Annotated in this window: 12 protein-coding genes and 1 pseudogene; 8 read left to right on the forward strand and 5 right to left on the reverse strand. The window is 72.2% G+C overall.

Going from position 1 to position 15,604, the window contains the following annotated elements; translation table 11 throughout:
- Window positions 1-110 precede the first annotated feature (110 nt).
- Window positions 111-1,112: a DUF8832 domain-containing protein gene (locus Vgi01_RS06185; RefSeq protein ID WP_204290401.1), complete on the forward strand. Its 1,002-nt coding sequence runs from the start codon at window positions 111-113 to the stop codon at window positions 1,110-1,112.
- A 39-nt stretch (window positions 1,113-1,151) separates the two neighbouring features.
- On the opposite strand, the gene Vgi01_RS06190 is transcribed toward Vgi01_RS06185, so the two are convergent.
- From Vgi01_RS06190 to Vgi01_RS06200, 3 genes and pseudogenes are all read right to left on the reverse strand, one after another.
- On the reverse strand, window positions 1,152-1,568 hold the full coding sequence (locus Vgi01_RS06190) for a helix-turn-helix domain-containing protein (protein WP_102660328.1): 417 nt from the start codon (window positions 1,566-1,568) through the stop codon (window positions 1,152-1,154).
- Between the two features lie 119 nt (window positions 1,569-1,687).
- A pseudogene (locus tag Vgi01_RS06195) lies at window positions 1,688-2,944 on the reverse strand (class I SAM-dependent methyltransferase); the annotation flags it as partial.
- Between the two features lie 266 nt (window positions 2,945-3,210).
- On the reverse strand, window positions 3,211-4,914 hold the full coding sequence (locus tag Vgi01_RS06200) for a DEAD/DEAH box helicase (protein ID WP_204290403.1): 1,704 nt from the start codon (window positions 4,912-4,914) through the stop codon (window positions 3,211-3,213).
- Between the two features lie 391 nt (window positions 4,915-5,305).
- Here Vgi01_RS06200 and Vgi01_RS06205 point away from each other — a divergent pair, with 391 nt between their 5' ends.
- On the forward strand, window positions 5,306-5,959 hold the full coding sequence (locus Vgi01_RS06205) for a ferritin-like fold-containing protein (RefSeq protein ID WP_204290404.1): 654 nt from the start codon (window positions 5,306-5,308) through the stop codon (window positions 5,957-5,959).
- 3 nt (window positions 5,960-5,962) lie between these two features.
- Here Vgi01_RS06205 and Vgi01_RS06210 read toward each other — a convergent pair whose 3' ends face one another.
- Window positions 5,963-6,190: a DUF3107 domain-containing protein gene (locus tag Vgi01_RS06210; protein ID WP_102660324.1), complete on the reverse strand. Its 228-nt coding sequence runs from the start codon at window positions 6,188-6,190 to the stop codon at window positions 5,963-5,965.
- A gap of 63 nt (window positions 6,191-6,253) precedes the next feature.
- Window positions 6,254-6,892 (reverse strand): TetR/AcrR family transcriptional regulator, encoded by a 639-nt coding sequence (locus tag Vgi01_RS06215; RefSeq protein ID WP_102660323.1) that lies wholly within the window; start codon window positions 6,890-6,892, stop codon window positions 6,254-6,256.
- A gap of 1,815 nt (window positions 6,893-8,707) precedes the next feature.
- On the opposite strand from Vgi01_RS06215, the gene Vgi01_RS31230 reads away from it, so the two are divergent.
- The 6 genes from Vgi01_RS31230 (at window position 8,708) to Vgi01_RS06245 (ending at window position 15,511) form a co-directional block, all read left to right on the forward strand.
- On the forward strand, window positions 8,708-10,444 hold the full coding sequence (locus Vgi01_RS31230) for a hypothetical protein (protein WP_425559840.1): 1,737 nt from the start codon (window positions 8,708-8,710) through the stop codon (window positions 10,442-10,444).
- Between the two features lie 24 nt (window positions 10,445-10,468).
- Window positions 10,469-11,443 carry an alpha/beta fold hydrolase gene (locus Vgi01_RS06225; protein ID WP_204290405.1) on the forward strand — a complete coding sequence of 325 codons (975 nt, stop codon included), beginning with the start codon at window positions 10,469-10,471 and terminating at the stop codon, window positions 11,441-11,443.
- Window positions 11,444-11,448: 5 nt separating this feature from the next.
- Entirely contained in the window at window positions 11,449-12,369 is a 921-nt protein-coding gene (locus tag Vgi01_RS06230) for a DUF3152 domain-containing protein (protein ID WP_239088815.1), read from the forward strand.
- 167 nt (window positions 12,370-12,536) lie between these two features.
- Window positions 12,537-13,229 (forward strand): DUF3152 domain-containing protein, encoded by a 693-nt coding sequence (locus Vgi01_RS06235; RefSeq protein WP_239088816.1) that lies wholly within the window; start codon window positions 12,537-12,539, stop codon window positions 13,227-13,229.
- Between the two features lie 85 nt (window positions 13,230-13,314).
- Window positions 13,315-14,535, forward strand: a complete 1,221-nt coding sequence (gene moeZ, locus Vgi01_RS06240) for an adenylyltransferase/sulfurtransferase MoeZ (protein ID WP_199180333.1) — start codon at window positions 13,315-13,317, stop codon at window positions 14,533-14,535.
- A 154-nt stretch (window positions 14,536-14,689) separates the two neighbouring features.
- Entirely contained in the window at window positions 14,690-15,511 is an 822-nt protein-coding gene (locus Vgi01_RS06245) for a prenyltransferase/squalene oxidase repeat-containing protein (RefSeq protein ID WP_199180332.1), read from the forward strand.
- The last annotated feature ends 93 nt before the right edge of the window (window positions 15,512-15,604 follow it).

Genomic DNA, 15,604 nt, shown 5'->3' on the forward strand with positions numbered 1-15,604 from the left:
AAGATCGCGCGAGTGGTGGGGGTGGGGGAGGGAGGGGCGAGGGAGGGGTGAGGGAGGGAGGGGGTGGGGGTGGTGGTTACGGTGGGTGGGGAGCGGGAGGGAGAACGTGCGTGCTCGGGTCGGTGCGGGGGGACGAGAAGCGGGCTGAGCAGGCGGATCTGCCGGAGTCTGTGGTGGCTGTCGGTGACGGTGACCCGGCTGCGGCGGCACCCGACGGGGGGACGGTCCGGCTGGCGCTTGTGGTCGGCGGCCTGGTGCTGGCCGTACTGCTCGGGTTCGGGCTCGGTCGGATCAACAGCGGCGGGGCGGTGGCGGCGAGCGGGCCACTGGACAGCGCGCTGACCGGCCACACTCACGCGCCGGGAACCGGTGCCCACTCGCACGAGGCGGGGCAGGCGGAGGCGACCGAGGCGGGCGGCCTGGCAGTCAGCCGTGCCGGCTACACCCTCGTACCGCTGGCCGCCGAATTCACCGCCGGGCAGGCCGGTGAGCTGCGCTTCCGCATCCAGGACGGGCAACGTCGACCGGTGACCCGGTTCGCGGTGGTGCACGACAAGCCGATGCACGTGATCGTGGTACGCCGTGACCTGAGCGGCTACCAGCACCTGCACCCGACCATGGCGGCCGACGGCACCTGGTCGGTGCCGCTGACCCTGCCGCAGCCGGGCATCTGGCGGGCGTACGCCGACTTCACGGCCCTCGCCGACGACGGCCGGCAGACCGCGACGACCCTCGGCGTGGACCTGGTCGCACCCGGGGGGTACGCGCCACGCGCCCTTCCCGCGCCTGCGCCCAGCACCACCGTCGACGGGTTGACCGTGGGTTACCAGGGCAGCCCGGAGCCCGGCCTCACCGTGCCGGTGAGCTTCCGGGTCACCGACACGGACGGCAGCAGCCCGACCCTGGAGCATTATCTCGGGACGTTCGGCCACCTGGTCGCCCTGCGCGAGGGTGACCTCGGCTACCTGCACGTACACCCGGAGCCGGAGCTTGTGGACGGTGCGATCCAGTTCTGGCTGACCACGCCCGGGCCGGGGCGTTACCGCCTCTACCTGGACTTCGCCACCGGCGGTGTGGTGCGCACCGCCGAGTTCACCGTGCTGGTGCGCTGACCCGCAGGGCAGGGGAACGGTCGGCGGCTGGTGCGTACGTCAGCCGGCGCGGCGGATCGGGCGGCGGGCGAGGTAGCGCAGCAGGTCACGGATGTGGTGCTTCTCCTCGGCCGGCACGGTCGGATCCGCCAGCCGTTGAAGGATCACCCGGACGTCCGCCTCGACCGGGCCCTCGCTGCCCAGTCGCACCGGCCCCGAGCCGGTGTCCGGCAGGCCGAGCGCGCGGAATGCTGCCGTGACCGGCAGGTCCAGGGCGGCGCAGAAGCCGCGTACCTTGGCCAGCTCCGGGTAGTCCTGCCAGTCGCCGGCCAGCCAGCGAAAGACGGTGGAACGACCGACTCCGGTGTGCGCGGCCAGGTCCGTGACGGTCCACCCACGTTCCTCGCGGGCGTCGTCGATAGCCCGGCGCACGAAGCGCGCAAACGCCATCTGTGGCGATATTTCTGCCGAACCCATCCGGTGGGTCTTCCCTCCCGACCGGCACCTGACGGTGCGTTCTTCGAGAGTAGTACGGGAGAAGCAGGAAACAATTGACTGACCGACCGAGTGGTCTCGGTGGCGGGACCCGTAGCCGCCTAACGATCCACAGGATCCTGACTGAGCAGGGTCTCCAGCCGGGGTGCGACACGCCACTGATCGACCAACTGTCGGTATTCCGCCTGTTGATCGCGGGTCGGGGCGGCACCCGTACGCCGGGCCCGGATGAGCAGGTTACGCGGAGTATGCGCGGAATCGACGAACTCGACCACCTCGGCCCGGTAGCCGTGCAGCCGCAGCAGCGCGGCACGCAGCGCGTCGGTGAGGACGTCCGCGAAGCGCTCCCGCAGGATGCCCTGCCGGGTCAGCAGCCCGTACGGCGCCGGCGTCCCACCGGCACGAAGCTGCGCCGCCACGTCGTGATGGCAACACGGTGCGGCAAGTACCCACCGCGCCCCCCACCGCACCGCCCGCGCCAGCGCCTCGTCGGTGGCGGTGTCACAAGCATGCAGCGCGAGTACGAGATCAGGCGCCGGCTCGACGACGGCGTCGGCAATAGTGCCGGCGACGAAACGCACCCGATCGGCCCAGCCGAGCCGCTCGGCCAACTCGGTGTTACGGCGGCGCTGATCCTCGCGTACGTCCACACCGACCAGTTCCACCTGCAGACCACGCTGCGACAGGTACCGGTACGCGGCGAAGGTCAGGTACGCGTTGCCGCAGCCGAGATCGACCACCCGCAGCGGCCCGGTCAGCTCACCGGGCAACGTGGCAGCCAGCGCCCGCAGGAAGGCGTCCACCTGCCGCCGCTTGGCTGCCGAACCGCCGATCTCCGCGAAGATCGGGTCCCCCGGATCGAGCAGGTACGCCTTGGCCCGGTCATGCCCACCCGGCACCGCGACAGCCGGCTGCTGGGACGCCGATTCCTGCTGCTGGCGTTCTGTCGCCCCGGCCTGTTGCTGGCGCTGTGTCGTGCTGGCGGCTTGCTGCTGGCGTTCTGTCGTGCCGGCTGGTTGTTGGCCGTGTGTCGTACCGGTCTGCTGGTGTTGGGTCGTGGTGGCGGCCTGCTGCTGTGCGGCAGGCTGGTCGCCGTCGGCCTGGACCGGCGGTGCCGTCCGCTTGCGGTGCACCTGCGCCTCGCCCGACTTGGTGACCCGTAGTTGCAGCGTGAGGTCGATGGTCTCGACATGCCAGTTGCCGAAAGGCTCGGCCAACAGCGCCTCGATCGCCGAGTCCGACTCCGGACCCGGCGCCACATTGCGGGTGTACGGCCGCGCTCCGTCGGAAGTGACAATCTGCAACCGAGAGCCGACCTTGAGCGCGACCGGCCGCAGCTCCGCCCGGACCACCGAAGGACGTTGACCACGCCGTCGACCGGCGGCTACGGCTCGGGTCAACCCGGCACCGAGCAACATCGAGCGGACCTCGGCCAAAGCAACGTCCAACGGTTCGGGCATAACCTCATCTTCCCTGCTGGCCCACCGCCCCCCGCCCCGGGCCTGCACGAGCTCGGGGGACACCGACGCGCGCATCGCCTTGGAGCTGAGGCAAGTCGCAGGAGGGCGGGGGCAAAAAGGCCGCACCGCCCGACAGGGGCGGTGCGGCGACGGGTACGGGTCGGTCAGTCGGTTGCTTCGGCTGCCGTACCGGCGGTGGATGCGACGCCACGGCGGCGCCGGCGGCGACGGGGGCGCGAGGCCTCGCCGGTGGCGCTCTCGGTGCCAGCGCTGGTCTCCGTGGCTGCGTCAGCGGCCGAGGTGGCGGCGTCGGTGCCAGTGACGACCTCGCCGGCCCGGCGGCGACGGCGACGGCGGGGGGTACGGCTGCTGCCCTCGCCGGTCGGGTCGGCGGACTCGGTGGTCACCGGGTCGACGTCGCCGTCCTGGCGTGCGCGGCCTGCACCACGGTCGCGACCCTCACCGCGATTCTCACCGCGTTCGCGACTCTCACCGCGTCCACGCTCCCGACGGCGTCCGCCGCGCGGTTCGCTTCGGCGTGACCGGCCGCCGCCCAGGTCCTCCTCGACCTCGGCGGACAGCCCGGCGCGGGTGCGCTCGGCGGTCGGCAGGGTGCCGGTCACGTCGGTCGGGATGTGCAGGTCGGTGTAGAGGTGCGGGGAGGTGTGGTACGTCTCCTGCGGTTCGGGCATGTCCAGCCCGAGGGTCTTGTCGATGATCCGCCAGCGCGGCATGTCGTCCCAGTCGACGAAGGTCACCGCGACACCGCTCGCGCCCGCGCGGCCGGTGCGGCCGATGCGGTGGGTGTAGGTGTCCTGGTCTTCCGGGCAGTCGTAGTTGATCACGTGGGTGACGCCGGTGACGTCGATGCCCCGGGCCGCGACGTCGGTGGCGACCAGGGTGTCGATCTTCCCGGCGCGGAAGGCCCGCAGGGCCCGCTCGCGGGCACCCTGGCCGAGGTCACCGTGTACGGCGGCGACGGCGAAGCCGCGGAAGTCGAGATCCTCGGCGACCCGGTCGGCGGCGCGCTTGGTCCGCGTGAAGATCATCGTCAGGCCGCGGCTCTCCGCCTGGAGGATCCGGGCGACGATCTCGACCTTGTTCATCGAGTGGGTGCGGTAGACCAGTTGCTCGGTCTGCGGGGACGGGCCGGTCTCGGCGGTGTGCCCGGCGTGGATCGTGATCGGGTGGCGCAGGAACCGCCGGGACAGCGTCACGATCGGATCGGGCATGGTGGCCGAGAACAGCATGGTCTGCCGGTCCTCGGGCAGCATCGCCAGGATCCGCTCGACGTCGTCGAGGAAGCCCAGGTCGAGCATGCGGTCGGCCTCGTCCAGCACCAGCGCACGGATGCCGTTCAGGCGCAGGTGCTTCTGCTTGGCGAGGTCGAGCAGTCGGCCCGGCGTGCCGACGAGGATCTCGACGCCCTTGCGCAGCGCCTCGACCTGCGGCTCGTACGCCACGCCGCCGTAGATCGGCAGCACGCGTACGCCCCGGGTGCGGCCGGCGGCCGCGATGTCCTTGGCGACCTGGATGCCCAGCTCGCGGGTCGGTACCACGACCAGCGCCTGGGGCAGGCCGTCGCCGCTGCCCTCGCCGGGCGCGAAGACCCGCTCCAGCAGCGGTACGCCGAAGCCGAGGGTCTTGCCGGTGCCCGTCGGTGCCTGCCCGATCAGGTCGGCGCCGCGCAGCGCGATCGGCAGCGCGTACTCCTGGATGGCGAAGGCGCGGGTGATGCCGGCCGCGGCCAGCGCCTCGACGGTCTCGGCGCGGGCGCCGAGCTCGGCGAAGGTCGGTGCCTCCGGTCGGACCGGGGCGGTCGGGGCCAGTTCCTGGCCTTCGGTGAGGTCTTGAGTCAGCTCACTCATATGGATTTGGGGGTGCCCTCTCGTGGGTGCGCCCCGTCATGTCCTCAGGGCGCGTTCGGTTTGGCGCGGGCCACACGGTCGGCGGCAGAAAGCCGAGCGGACCGGGCCGCACGCGCGCCGTGGGTCGGACTTCGACTCGGAATCGACCGTCACTCGGGATGGGAGCCATCCTCGATCGACTGCGACTCCGGCCGGATCGGCGCCTACGGCAACTCCTCCATGCTACCTGAACGGCCCTTACGCCGTCCTGATTCCGAACCGGCAAGCGTCACCGGGCGGGGTCATATGTGATGTGTATCACCAGCTAGCGGGGTCTGTCGACCACACCGGGGCGGTGGTGACGCCGAGTCGGGCGTCCCGTTGCGCCCCCCGCGGGCGGTAACCTGCGCGGGTGTCCGTCCCGACCGCGCCCGAATCCGCAGTGGTCGATCTTCTCGGCCTGGTGGCCCTCGGCGAACTGCTCGCCTTCGAACGAATGGCGGCCGACGCCCGCCTTGCGCCGGATCTGCGGCGCCGGGCCGCGTTGAGCGAAATGGCCGCCGCCGAGATCGGGAACTACCGACGTCTCGCGGACCGACTCACTGCGCTGGGCGTACGACCCGACGACGCGATGGCACCGTACGTCGAACCGCTTCAGGCGTACCACGATTCGACAGTGCCGCACGACTGGGCCGAAGCGGTCACGAAGGCGTACGTCGGCGACGCCGTCACCGACGATTTCCTCCGCCACATCGCCGGTGCGCTGCACGAGCCGGAGCGCCAACTCGTGCTCGACGTGTTGCACGAGTCGCGGTACGCCCAGTTTGCCGCCACCGAGATCCGCCTCGCCATCTCGGCCGACCCGAAGGTGGCCGGCCGGCTGTCGATGTGGGCGCGGCGCCTGGTCGGTGAGGCGCTCTCGCAGGCGGGGCGGGTCGCCGCCGCCGATCGTGGGGCGCTCACCGCCTTGATCGCTCAGGGCGACCAGGTGGACGTGGCCGCATTGATCCGGCGGCTGACCGACTCGCACACCGCGCGGATGGCCGCCGCCGGACTCAACAACTGACCGTCAGCGGACGGTGAAACCCACCGCTCGGGGAGACGCCTCGGCGATCTCCACGTAGGCGACCTTGCTGACCGGCACGATGATCCGCCGGCCCTTCTCGTCGGTCAGGGACAGAGTGCCCTCGCCCCTGGCGATGGCGTCGGTCACGATCCGCTCGATCTCGGCCGGCGACTGCGCGCTCTCCAGGACCAGCTCGCGCGGCGCGTACTGCACGCCGATCTTGACCTCCACTGTGCCTCCTCCGTCGGGCGAAATGGCCGCCCTGCGAAGGCTATCCGATCACAAGGCGGTAGTTCAGGTTGACTCACCTTGCAGCGGAAAGCTGGCGATGCCCCGCCAGGAGAGCGCGGCCACAAGTGCCTCGGCCTCGGCCTTGGGCACCTGGCGGCCCCCGGCCAGCCAGAACTGTGCCGCGGTCTCGGCGGCACCGACCAGGCCGGAGGCGAGCAGTTCGGCGTGGGCGCGGCTGACCCCGGTGTCGGAGATGATGGTGTCGGTGATCGCCGCGATGCAGCCCTGCTCGACCCGTTCGACCCGCTGCCGTACGGCGGGGTCGTTGCGCAGGTCGGATTCGAAGACCAGTCGGAAGGCTTCGCTCTCGTGGTCGACGAAGTCGAAGTAGGCCCGCACCGACGCGCCGACCCGCTCCTTGTTGTCGGTGGTGCTGGCCATCGCATCATGCACCTTGGCGACGATGGCGTCACAGTGCGTGTCGAGCAGGGCCAGGTACAGCTCCATCTTTCCCGGGAAGTGCTGGTACAGCACCGGCTTGGAGACTCCCGCCCGCTCGGCGATGTCGTCCATCGCAGCGGCGTGGTAGCCCTGCGCGACGAACACCTCCTGAGCTGCGGCGAGCAGCTGCTTGCGGCGCGCCGAACGAGGTAGGCGCGTGGGTCGGCCGGCGGTCTGGGCGCCGTTCCCCACAGCGGTCATGGGAACCTCCGAGAGTGTTGTACGGGCCGGCATTTCCCCCAAACCGGCCGGGGCCTGGGTGGCCCCTTGCGGAATTGGCCCGCCGCTGTAACTTATCGCCACTGTCGCCACACGGTAGCCTCAGCGGGGGCGACCAAGGAGCGCGCGGTGAGTGAAGCAGGACAGCCCGGTGCCGCCACCCCGGGAGAACACGGCGACGGTACGGGTCAGCGGGATGACCTGGTCCGTTCCGGCAACGGGTGGGCTCCACCGACCGGTGACTGGTCCTGGAACGCGGATGCCTCCCAGGAAACCGGGGAACGCTGGCGGGTGATTCCGCCGCCGACAGGGTGGTCCACGGCCTCGTCACGCTATGCCGACCTTCCGGCCCCCGCTGGCGAGCCGACGCAGCCGCAGCACTCGGAGCGGGTCAACGGTCAGCAGGTCAACGGCGTGCAGCACGGGTCAGATGATCCTTCGGCCGACTGGCACGCTCCAGTGAGCGCCCCGCCCGGGTCACGTGATTCCGGACACGATCCCGGGCACGAGCGCCTCGTCCTGCCGGCACCGCGTCCCGTACCAGCCAGTGAGCGCCCCGCGCCGCCGGTCGGCAGCCTGCCGACGTCCGCGCCGCCGACCAGCGGCCTGCCGACCTCCGCGCCACCGGCTGGCACTGTGCCTGCCTCAGCGCCGCCGGCGAGCGGTGTGCCGATCTCTGCGCCGCCGATGAGCGGTGTGCCGATCTCTGCGCCGCCGACCGGTGGCCTGCCGACCTCGGCGCCGCCGGCTGTGCAGGTGCCGCCGGTCGGTACCGCCGCGTCGGGCTTCGAGATGCCGCCCGGCCTGCACGCGCCGACCGCCGAGCGCAGTGCGGACGAGTCGAGCTGGCCTTCGCGCGGCTGGGACGAGCACCTCGGGTCCGCGTCGAGTGCAGATCCCCGGTGGGCGTCGTCCGACCCCGTCGCTCCCGGCGACCAGTCACCGAGCGAAACCGGCGCGTCCTGGCCGACGGAGCCGTCACCGGCCGACGCCGCGCAGCCCGACTGGGCGCGGCGAGGTCCGGCCAGCGACTGGGCGCCGGCCTGGGCGCGCGGCGAGGGCGACTCCGGTCGACGCTCGCGTGAGGCGTCCGGCCCGGCCTGGGCCCACGAGCCGAACCGGCCGTACGAGCCGGTGCGCGCCGAACCGACCCGCCCTTACGAGGCGGTACGCGTGGAACAGCCCCGACCGTACGAGGTGGCCGGCTTCGCTTCCGGTCAGCGGCCGGAAGCGGGCGCGCAGCAGTCTCCGCCCGATCGACCTGAACAGGGCCCCGCCTGGGCCGGGCAGAGCCAGCCCAGCTGGGCCGAGCAGGGCCCGCCCGACTGGGTCGAGCAGGGTGGGTCGGACCGGCCGGATGCTGCGGTGGCGCCGACCAGCACCCCACCGGCAGTGGGACGGCCGACGTGGGCTCCCCGTCCGGCTGACGACCGGTCGGCGGAGGCTTCGAGCGTCGATCCGGAGGAACGTCCAGCCTGGGCCCGTCCAGTCAGCGCCGCACCGGCCGACGAGGGCCCGCCCTGGGGTTCCCGAGTCGCCCCACCGTCGACGGACGAGCGGCTGCCCTGGGCACTCGGCCCGGCCAGCGCCCCGCCGGCCAGTGCGTCGACCTCCTGGGAGGGCACCCCCGAGCCCCGCTCGGCCGCGTCCGCCCCGGAGCACAGACCCGCCGAGGAGCCCAGGCCCGCCGAGGAGCCCAGGCCCGCCGAGGAGCCCAGGCCCGCCCCGGAGCCGTGGCCCGCTGCGGAGTCCTGGCCCGCCGCGGAACCCTGGCCGCCCGCCCCGGAGCCCTGGCCGGTGGCCGACGCCCGCCGGCCCTTTGATCACCGCCCGCCCGCTGATCCCCGGCCGTCCGCTGGTCCCCGGTCGTCCGCCGACGTCAGGGCGGCTGCTGATGTCACGTCGGCTGCTGATGTCACGTCGGCCGCTGATGCCAGGTCGGCCGCCGATGCCAGGCGACTCGCCGATGTCAGTCCAGTTGCCGAGCCCCGGCAGGCTGCGGAGGCACGGCAGGCTGGAGTGCCGCCAACTGGAGAGCCCCGGCAGGCTGCGGAGCACAGGCAGGCTGGAGAGCCCAGGCCAGTTGGGGAGACCCGGTCGGCTGGAGAGGCCAGGTCGGCTGGAGAGGCAAGGCCGGCCGACGCCAGGCACGCCTCTGATCCCGATGCTGGCTCGGATGCCCAGCGGGCGAGCGACCTGTCCGCCCATCGACCGTTCCGGCTCGGCCCGGTGTCCAGCGAGCGGACGCCGAATCGTCCGGCACCTGTCGACCCGACGACGACAGCGGGCGATTCGCCGGCCGGTGCCGGTGCCGGCGGGACCGGACGCCACGAGCAGACGCGCGCCACGAGCGGTGTGCCGAACACGGCGCCCTACGCGGCACGTCGGTCCGCGCCTGAACCCGTACCGTCGGCGGAACCGGGCAACGGTCGGTCGCCGGACAGCACGTCGGCGGTGTTGCCGCAGCGCGTCCCCGCCGAGCCGGATGTGCCCGTCGTGCCGGAGCCGCCTGCTGTGGAGCCACCTGCCGAAACGCCGGAACTCGCCCGGATCGCCACTCACCTGCGCCGCGACGACGAGCCGGCATCGATGCGTGAGCGGCCCGAGGGGTTCGACGTCGACGCGATCATCCATGCTGTCCGGGGTGTCGACGGCGTACGCGATGCGTTGTTGCGGCGTACGCAGGCAGGTGCCCACAGCTTGCGTCTCGACCTCGCCGACGGTGCCGACCCGGCCGAGGTGAGTCGGCAGGTCGCCCGCCTGCTCCAGGAGCGGATGGGGCTGGCCGCCGCGCCGCGCGGCGTGCCGGGGGTGCCGGCCGTGCCGGTGCGGCGTCGTTCCGCCGACAACCGGGGTGGCGACGGCGAGGGCCGGTCCACCGGCGAGCCTCGGCGTCCGACCAACCGGCCGGCGGGTGCCCGTGCGGAGACCGTGGCGGCCCGGACCGAACCGGCGACGGAGCAGTTCCGGCGTCGCCGTCCGGCACCTGCACCCCCGCGCGGCCGGGCCACCGTGGAGGAGACCGGCCCGACGGGAAGTCCGGCGACGCTCGGCTCGTCGTTCTCCGGGGGGCAACTGACCACCACCGAGTCTGCGCCGTCACGGCCGTTGGACACCGGCGGTCGCCCCGGCCCCCGGGTCGTGCTCGACCACGTGCAGGTGAGCACCTTCGGGCTCGACGCCACCGTCGAGGTCCGGCTGATCGCCGGGGAACAGAGCGCCGCCGGGTACGCCACCGGCCCCGCCGTGGACGGTTACGTGCTGCGGCTCTGCGCGGTCGCCGCCGCGGCGTCGATCGACGAGTTGCTGCGCGGCGCCGGCGGCACCGCCGAGCGGGGACGGTGCTTCGTCGAGCACGCCGCCGTGGTGCCGTTCGGCAACTGTGAGGTGGCCACCGTCGTGGTGCTGCTGGTCTGTGACGGGTGGGTCGAGCAGCTCGCCGGTTCGGCGCTGGTCGCCGGTGACCCGCGGCAGGCGGTGGTACGCGCCACACTGGCTGCGGTCAATCGGCGGCTGGAGGCCCTGCTGGCCTGAGCGGTACGCGGGCAGACTGGAACGGTGAAGCCCGCCATCCTCTCGCCCGACCGGCTGCTGCCCGCCCACTCGGTTCCGCCACCCTGGCCCGGCCGTCAGGTACGGCTCGACGGCACCGTCACCTACGTGCGCGACACCCCGGCCACCCGGCCGGACGCGGAACCGGCGTTGTACGTGCACGGGCTGGGTGGCTCCTCGCAGAACTGGACCGACCTGGCCGGCCTGCTCGCCGACCGGCTCGACGGCCAGGCGATCGACCTGCCCGGCTTCGGTCGCAGCGAGCCGGGCCAGCGGTACACCCTGCCGGTCTTCGCACAGCGGGTGATCCGCTGGATCGAGCACTCCGACCGGGGGCCGGTGCACCTGTTCGGCAACTCGCTGGGTGGGGCGATCTCGGTGCGGGTGGCCGCGCTGCGACCGGATCTGGTCCGGACGTTGACCCTGGTCTCGCCCGCCCTGCCGTTCCTGGACTTCCGCCGGTCGTTGCAGGGCCGGATGCTTCCCGTGCTGGCTGTCCCCCGGGGCGAGCGGCTGGTCGCCTGGCGGCTGGGCCAGATGGCGCCGGAGGTGATGGCGCGGCAGGTGATGGAGGCGTGCGTGGCCGACCTCAGCCGGATCAGTGATCAGCGCCGGCAGGAGGCACTGGAGGAGATCCGGGTGCGCTACCAGGAGGAGCACTACGCGGCGGCCTACGTGCGTACGTTCCGTGGGTTGGTCTACAGCTTCCTGCGGTCGTACCTGCCGGGGTCGGACTCGTTGTGGCGGCTGGCCCGGTCGGTGCAGGCACCGACCCTTGTCGTCGGTGGCCGCCGGGATCGGTTGGTCGACGTCCGGGTGGCGCCGCAGACCGCGCGGATGATCCCGGACAGTCGACTGTTGATGCTCGACGGTGTCGGCCATGTGGCACAGCTGGAGGTGCCGCGCCTGGTGGCGCGTGCCGTGGTCGGGCTGCTCACCGAGACGGGGGACGCGAGGAATCGGGCCGACCTGGCAGGATGACCGGGATGGTCATCCCTCGTAGCCACCGGCGGCAGCCGGGCCGACACGCCCGTCGCGCAGGGTGGTCAGGGCAGGGTGTCGACGGGCGTGCCGGTCATCGACCCAAGATCGCTGCCCGGCTGGCCGTGCTGGTGACGGTCAGCGCCGGGGTGATGCTGGTAGCCGGCGGTACGGGTTGGTTGCCGGGTGCGGCCGATGCCGACGAGGTGCAGGCGGTCCCGCCGCCGGTGGCAGCGGTCGTACCGCCCGCAGCACCGCAGTCGTCAGTGCCGTCGTCGCCCGAGCCGCCGGTGGTCACGCCGTCGCCCACGGCACCGGTGTTGCAGCAGCCTGGCCGGGTGCCGTCGGGCGGGCGGGGCCGCTTCGACCACGACGAGCGGACCGGTCCGGTGCTGGGCAGGGCGGGTGGGCTTCAGCGGTACCGGGTGGCTGTGGAGTCCGGCGCGGGCGTCGACCCGGCCGAGTTCGGGCTGGCGGTGCAGGTGGCGCTGACCGGGCCGGGCAGCTGGGTGGACAGCGGACGGCTGCGGCTGCGCCAGGTGGAGACGTCGTCCCGGTACGACTTCACCGTCTACCTGGCCACTGCGGCGACTGCGGGCCGGATGTGCGCGGCCGGTGGGGTCGACATCCGGGTCGGCGGACGCCCCTACACCTCCTGCCGGGCACCCGGAAAGGTGATCATCAACCTGGAACGGTGGCGGCGGTCCGTGCCGCACTTCGTCGAGGCGAAGGTGCCGCTGTCGGTCTACCGCACCTATGTGATCAACCACGAGGTCGGGCACCAGTTGGGCAACCGGCACGAGCGCTGCCCGGGGCCGGGTAAGCCCGCACCGGTGATGATGCAGCAGACCCTCTTCCTCAAGGGGTGCGTCGCGAATCCCTGGCCGTACCTCGACGGCCGGCGCTACGCCGGGCCGCCGCTGTGACCGGGCACCGGAGCTGACGGCTGTCGATTATGAGGGGTTAGGCCCGATATGGGTGCGACGATGAGGTCATGCCCTCTTCACCCCTTGATGGGCGTCCGGCGGGCCCGCCTCGACCGCCGGACCACCGACCCGCTCGGCCTCGCGACCTCGCCCTTCCCCTCGGCCTGATGCTGCTCGCAGTCGCCGTCACGGTGGGGTTGGCGCAGGCCGGCGACCGGGCGGCGCGGGATTCGGAGGACCGCGGTCGAGCCGTACAGGGTGCGCTGGAGCAGGGTCCGCCACCGAGCGCGTACCCGACCGCCGGTGCCGGACAGTTCCTGGTGGCCGGCGAAGACTCGCCGGTGCACGGGGTGGACGGGCCGGTCGCCCGCTACCGGGTGGTCGTCGAACAGGAGACCGGGCAGGATCCGGCCGGATTCGCGGCCGAAGTCGACGCGGTGCTCGCCGACCCGCGCAGCTGGATCGGGTCGGGTGACCTGCGGGTGCAGCGGGTCGCCGAACTCGACCGTGCCGACTTCACCATCTACCTGGCCACCCCGGTGACCTCGGAGGTGATGTGTGCCGAGGGTGGCCTGAGCACCGAGGGCTACACCTCGTGCCGGCTGCCCGGCAAGGTGATCATCAACCTGGCGCGCTGGCTGGAGGCGGTGCCGGACTACGGGGCGCCGCTGGAGGTCTACCGGGCCTACGTGATCAACCATGAGGTCGGGCACGAGTTCGGTCAGTGGCACGAGCAGTGCCCGGGCCCGGGTCACCCGGCGCCGGTCATGCAACAGCAGACGTACGGTCTGGTGGGGTGCCTGGCCAACGCCTGGCCCTACCTCGACGGCCAGCGGTACGCCGGCGACCTGGTCCCGTGACCCGCCCGACGGTTCGTTATTCCCGCTCCCGTATGCCGGGCGACGTGTCCCCGCTCATGGCCGACGACCATGTCGGCGAGCAACAATGGCCCGGTTGCCCACAATCGATTCCGGGGAGTTCACCGTGTCGTTGCCCCCGCTCGTCGAACCCGCCGCCGAGCTGACCGTTGACGAGATCCGCCGCTACTCCCGTCACCTGATCATTCCCGACGTCGGGGTGACCGGCCAGAAGCGGCTGAAGAACGCCCGGGTGCTCTGTGTCGGCGCAGGTGGCCTCGGTTCCCCCGCCCTGATGTACCTGGCCGCCGCCGGGGTCGGCACCCTGGGCATCATCGACTTCGACACCGTCGACGAGTCGAACCTCCAGCGGCAGATCATCCACGGCGTCTCCGACATCGGCCGGTCCAAGGCCGAGTCCGCCGCGGCGAGCATCCGCGAGATCAACCCCCTGGTCAACGTGGAGATCCACAACACCGCGCTGGACCGGGACAACGTCCGCGAGATCTTCGCCCAGTACGACCTGATCGTCGACGGTACGGACAACTTCGCCACCCGCTACATGGTCAACGACGCGGCGGTGCTGCTCGGCAAGCCGTACGTCTGGGGGTCGATCTACCGGTTCGACGGCCAGGCGTCGGTGTTCTGGGCCGAGCACGGCCCCTGCTACCGCTGCCTCTACCCGGAGCCCCCGCCGCCCGGCATGGTGCCCTCCTGCGCCGAGGGTGGCGTGCTCGGCGTGCTCTGCGCCTCGATCGGTTCGATCCAGGTCAACGAGGCGATCAAGCTGCTCGCCGGTGTCGGTGAGCCACTGGTCGGCCGGCTGATGGTCTACGACGCCCTGGAGATGAGCTACCGCAAGATCAAGGTCCGCAAGGACCCGAACTGCGTGCTCTGCGGCGAGAACGCGACTCTCACCGACCTGATGGAGGACTACGAGGACTTCTGCGGCGCGGTGTCGGTCGAGGCCCAGGAGGCGGCGGTCGACTCCACCATCACCGCCGCCGAGCTGAAGGAGTGGCAGGACGCCGGCAAGGACATCTTCCTGGTCGACGTGCGGGAGCCGGCCGAGTACGAGATCGTCCGCATCCCCGGTGCCACGCTCATCCCCAAGGGCGAGATCCTCTCCGGTGAGGCGCTGGCCAAGCTGCCGCAGGACAAGCAGGTCGTACTGCACTGCAAGTCCGGCGTACGCTCCGCCGAGGCGCTGGCCGCGCTCAAGGCGGCCGGATTCCGGGACGCCGTGCACGTGCAGGGCGGCGTGCTCTCCTGGATCAAGCAGATCGACCCCTCCCTCCCGGCTTACTGAGGTGTAAGGAAGGGCCCCTTCTTAACGCCTCCGGTAGAGGAGGGGCCCCTTCTTAACATCAGCCGCAACGCCCTGCTCACACCTGCCGTCGGGTCGGTGTCGGCTGCCCGATTCACCGAGGCGAGATCAGGTACGCGCCGGTAGCCTGACCGCCGTGGTCGACATCGACGCCGCGATCGGATTCGTGGTGGCACACGGAGACGCGGTGGAACGTGCCCGCCTCTCCTGGTTGCGCACCGGCGCGCCGCCATCCCCCGAGACGCTCGACAGCGCCGAGGTCGGGCAGACCCTCGGCGGCGGCTGGCCAGCCTCCTGGGGTGACGAGATCGCGTCGGTCGATGCCACCTGCTTCCGCCTCGCCGAACTGGACGACCTCGGCGCGCTGAGCCGTCCGGCCGCCCGCCGAGCCCTGGACTGGCTGGCCGCCGCCCAGCGGCGGGACGGCTGCTGGGAGGAGGACGAGGCGCTCGCCGACGTCGCCCCCGAGTGGGCCCGACCAGGTGATCCCGAGGCGCGGCTCTACCTCACCGCCAACGCGGCCTTCTGGCTCACCGTGGCCGGGCTGGACGCCCGCGCCGCCGGGCCGCTTGACCACCGGGTCGGCGGGGCGTACGCCGGCGTGGTGAACGCCGCCGGCCAGGCGCTCGCCGCACACCTCAACCCCGACGGCAGTTGGCCGTCGTTCCTGGCCACTGGCTGGCTCACCGCCGCAGTGCTGCACCGCCAGCAACTGTTCTACGAGTCGGCGCGGATCAAGGCGGTGCTCGCCGAGCGCCTCCCGCAGTCCACACCCGCCGACGCCGCCTGGCTCGCCTCGACGCTACGCCGCGTCGGCGTCGACGAGCAGGAGTGGACCATGGTCGCGGCCCGCCGTCGACTGGCCGAGACGCAGCGCTCCGACGGCGGCTGGACCAGCGACGACGGCCACCAGTTCGACGTACACACCACCCTCGCCGTAATCCGCGCCTTCCGCTGACCCCACCCCACCCTCGTCGTCCCGCCACCCTCGCGTCATCCCCGCCGCCCGCGCTGCCGCGCGTCCCTGTCTCGCGCCGCGCACCCCGCCCGT

The sequence above is a fragment of the Micromonospora gifhornensis genome, from assembly GCF_016863515.1.
GTDB classification, from domain to species: Bacteria; Actinomycetota; Actinomycetes; order Mycobacteriales; family Micromonosporaceae; genus Micromonospora; species Micromonospora gifhornensis.

Coding starts and splice junctions, on each gene's coding strand:
- Vgi01_RS06190 (WP_102660328.1), bottom strand. CDS start 1,568: ATGGGTTCGGCAGAAATATCGCCACAGATGGCGTTTGCGCGCTTCGTG.
- Vgi01_RS06200 (WP_204290403.1), bottom strand. CDS start 4,914: ATGAGTGAGCTGACTCAAGACCTCACCGAAGGCCAGGAACTGGCCCCG.
- Vgi01_RS06215 (WP_102660323.1), bottom strand. CDS start 6,892: ATGACCGCTGTGGGGAACGGCGCCCAGACCGCCGGCCGACCCACGCGC.
- Vgi01_RS06230 (WP_239088815.1), top strand. CDS start 11,449: ATGGTCATCCCTCGTAGCCACCGGCGGCAGCCGGGCCGACACGCCCGT.
- Vgi01_RS06235 (WP_239088816.1), top strand. CDS start 12,537: ATGCTGCTCGCAGTCGCCGTCACGGTGGGGTTGGCGCAGGCCGGCGAC.
- moeZ (WP_199180333.1), top strand. CDS start 13,315: ATGGCCCGGTTGCCCACAATCGATTCCGGGGAGTTCACCGTGTCGTTG.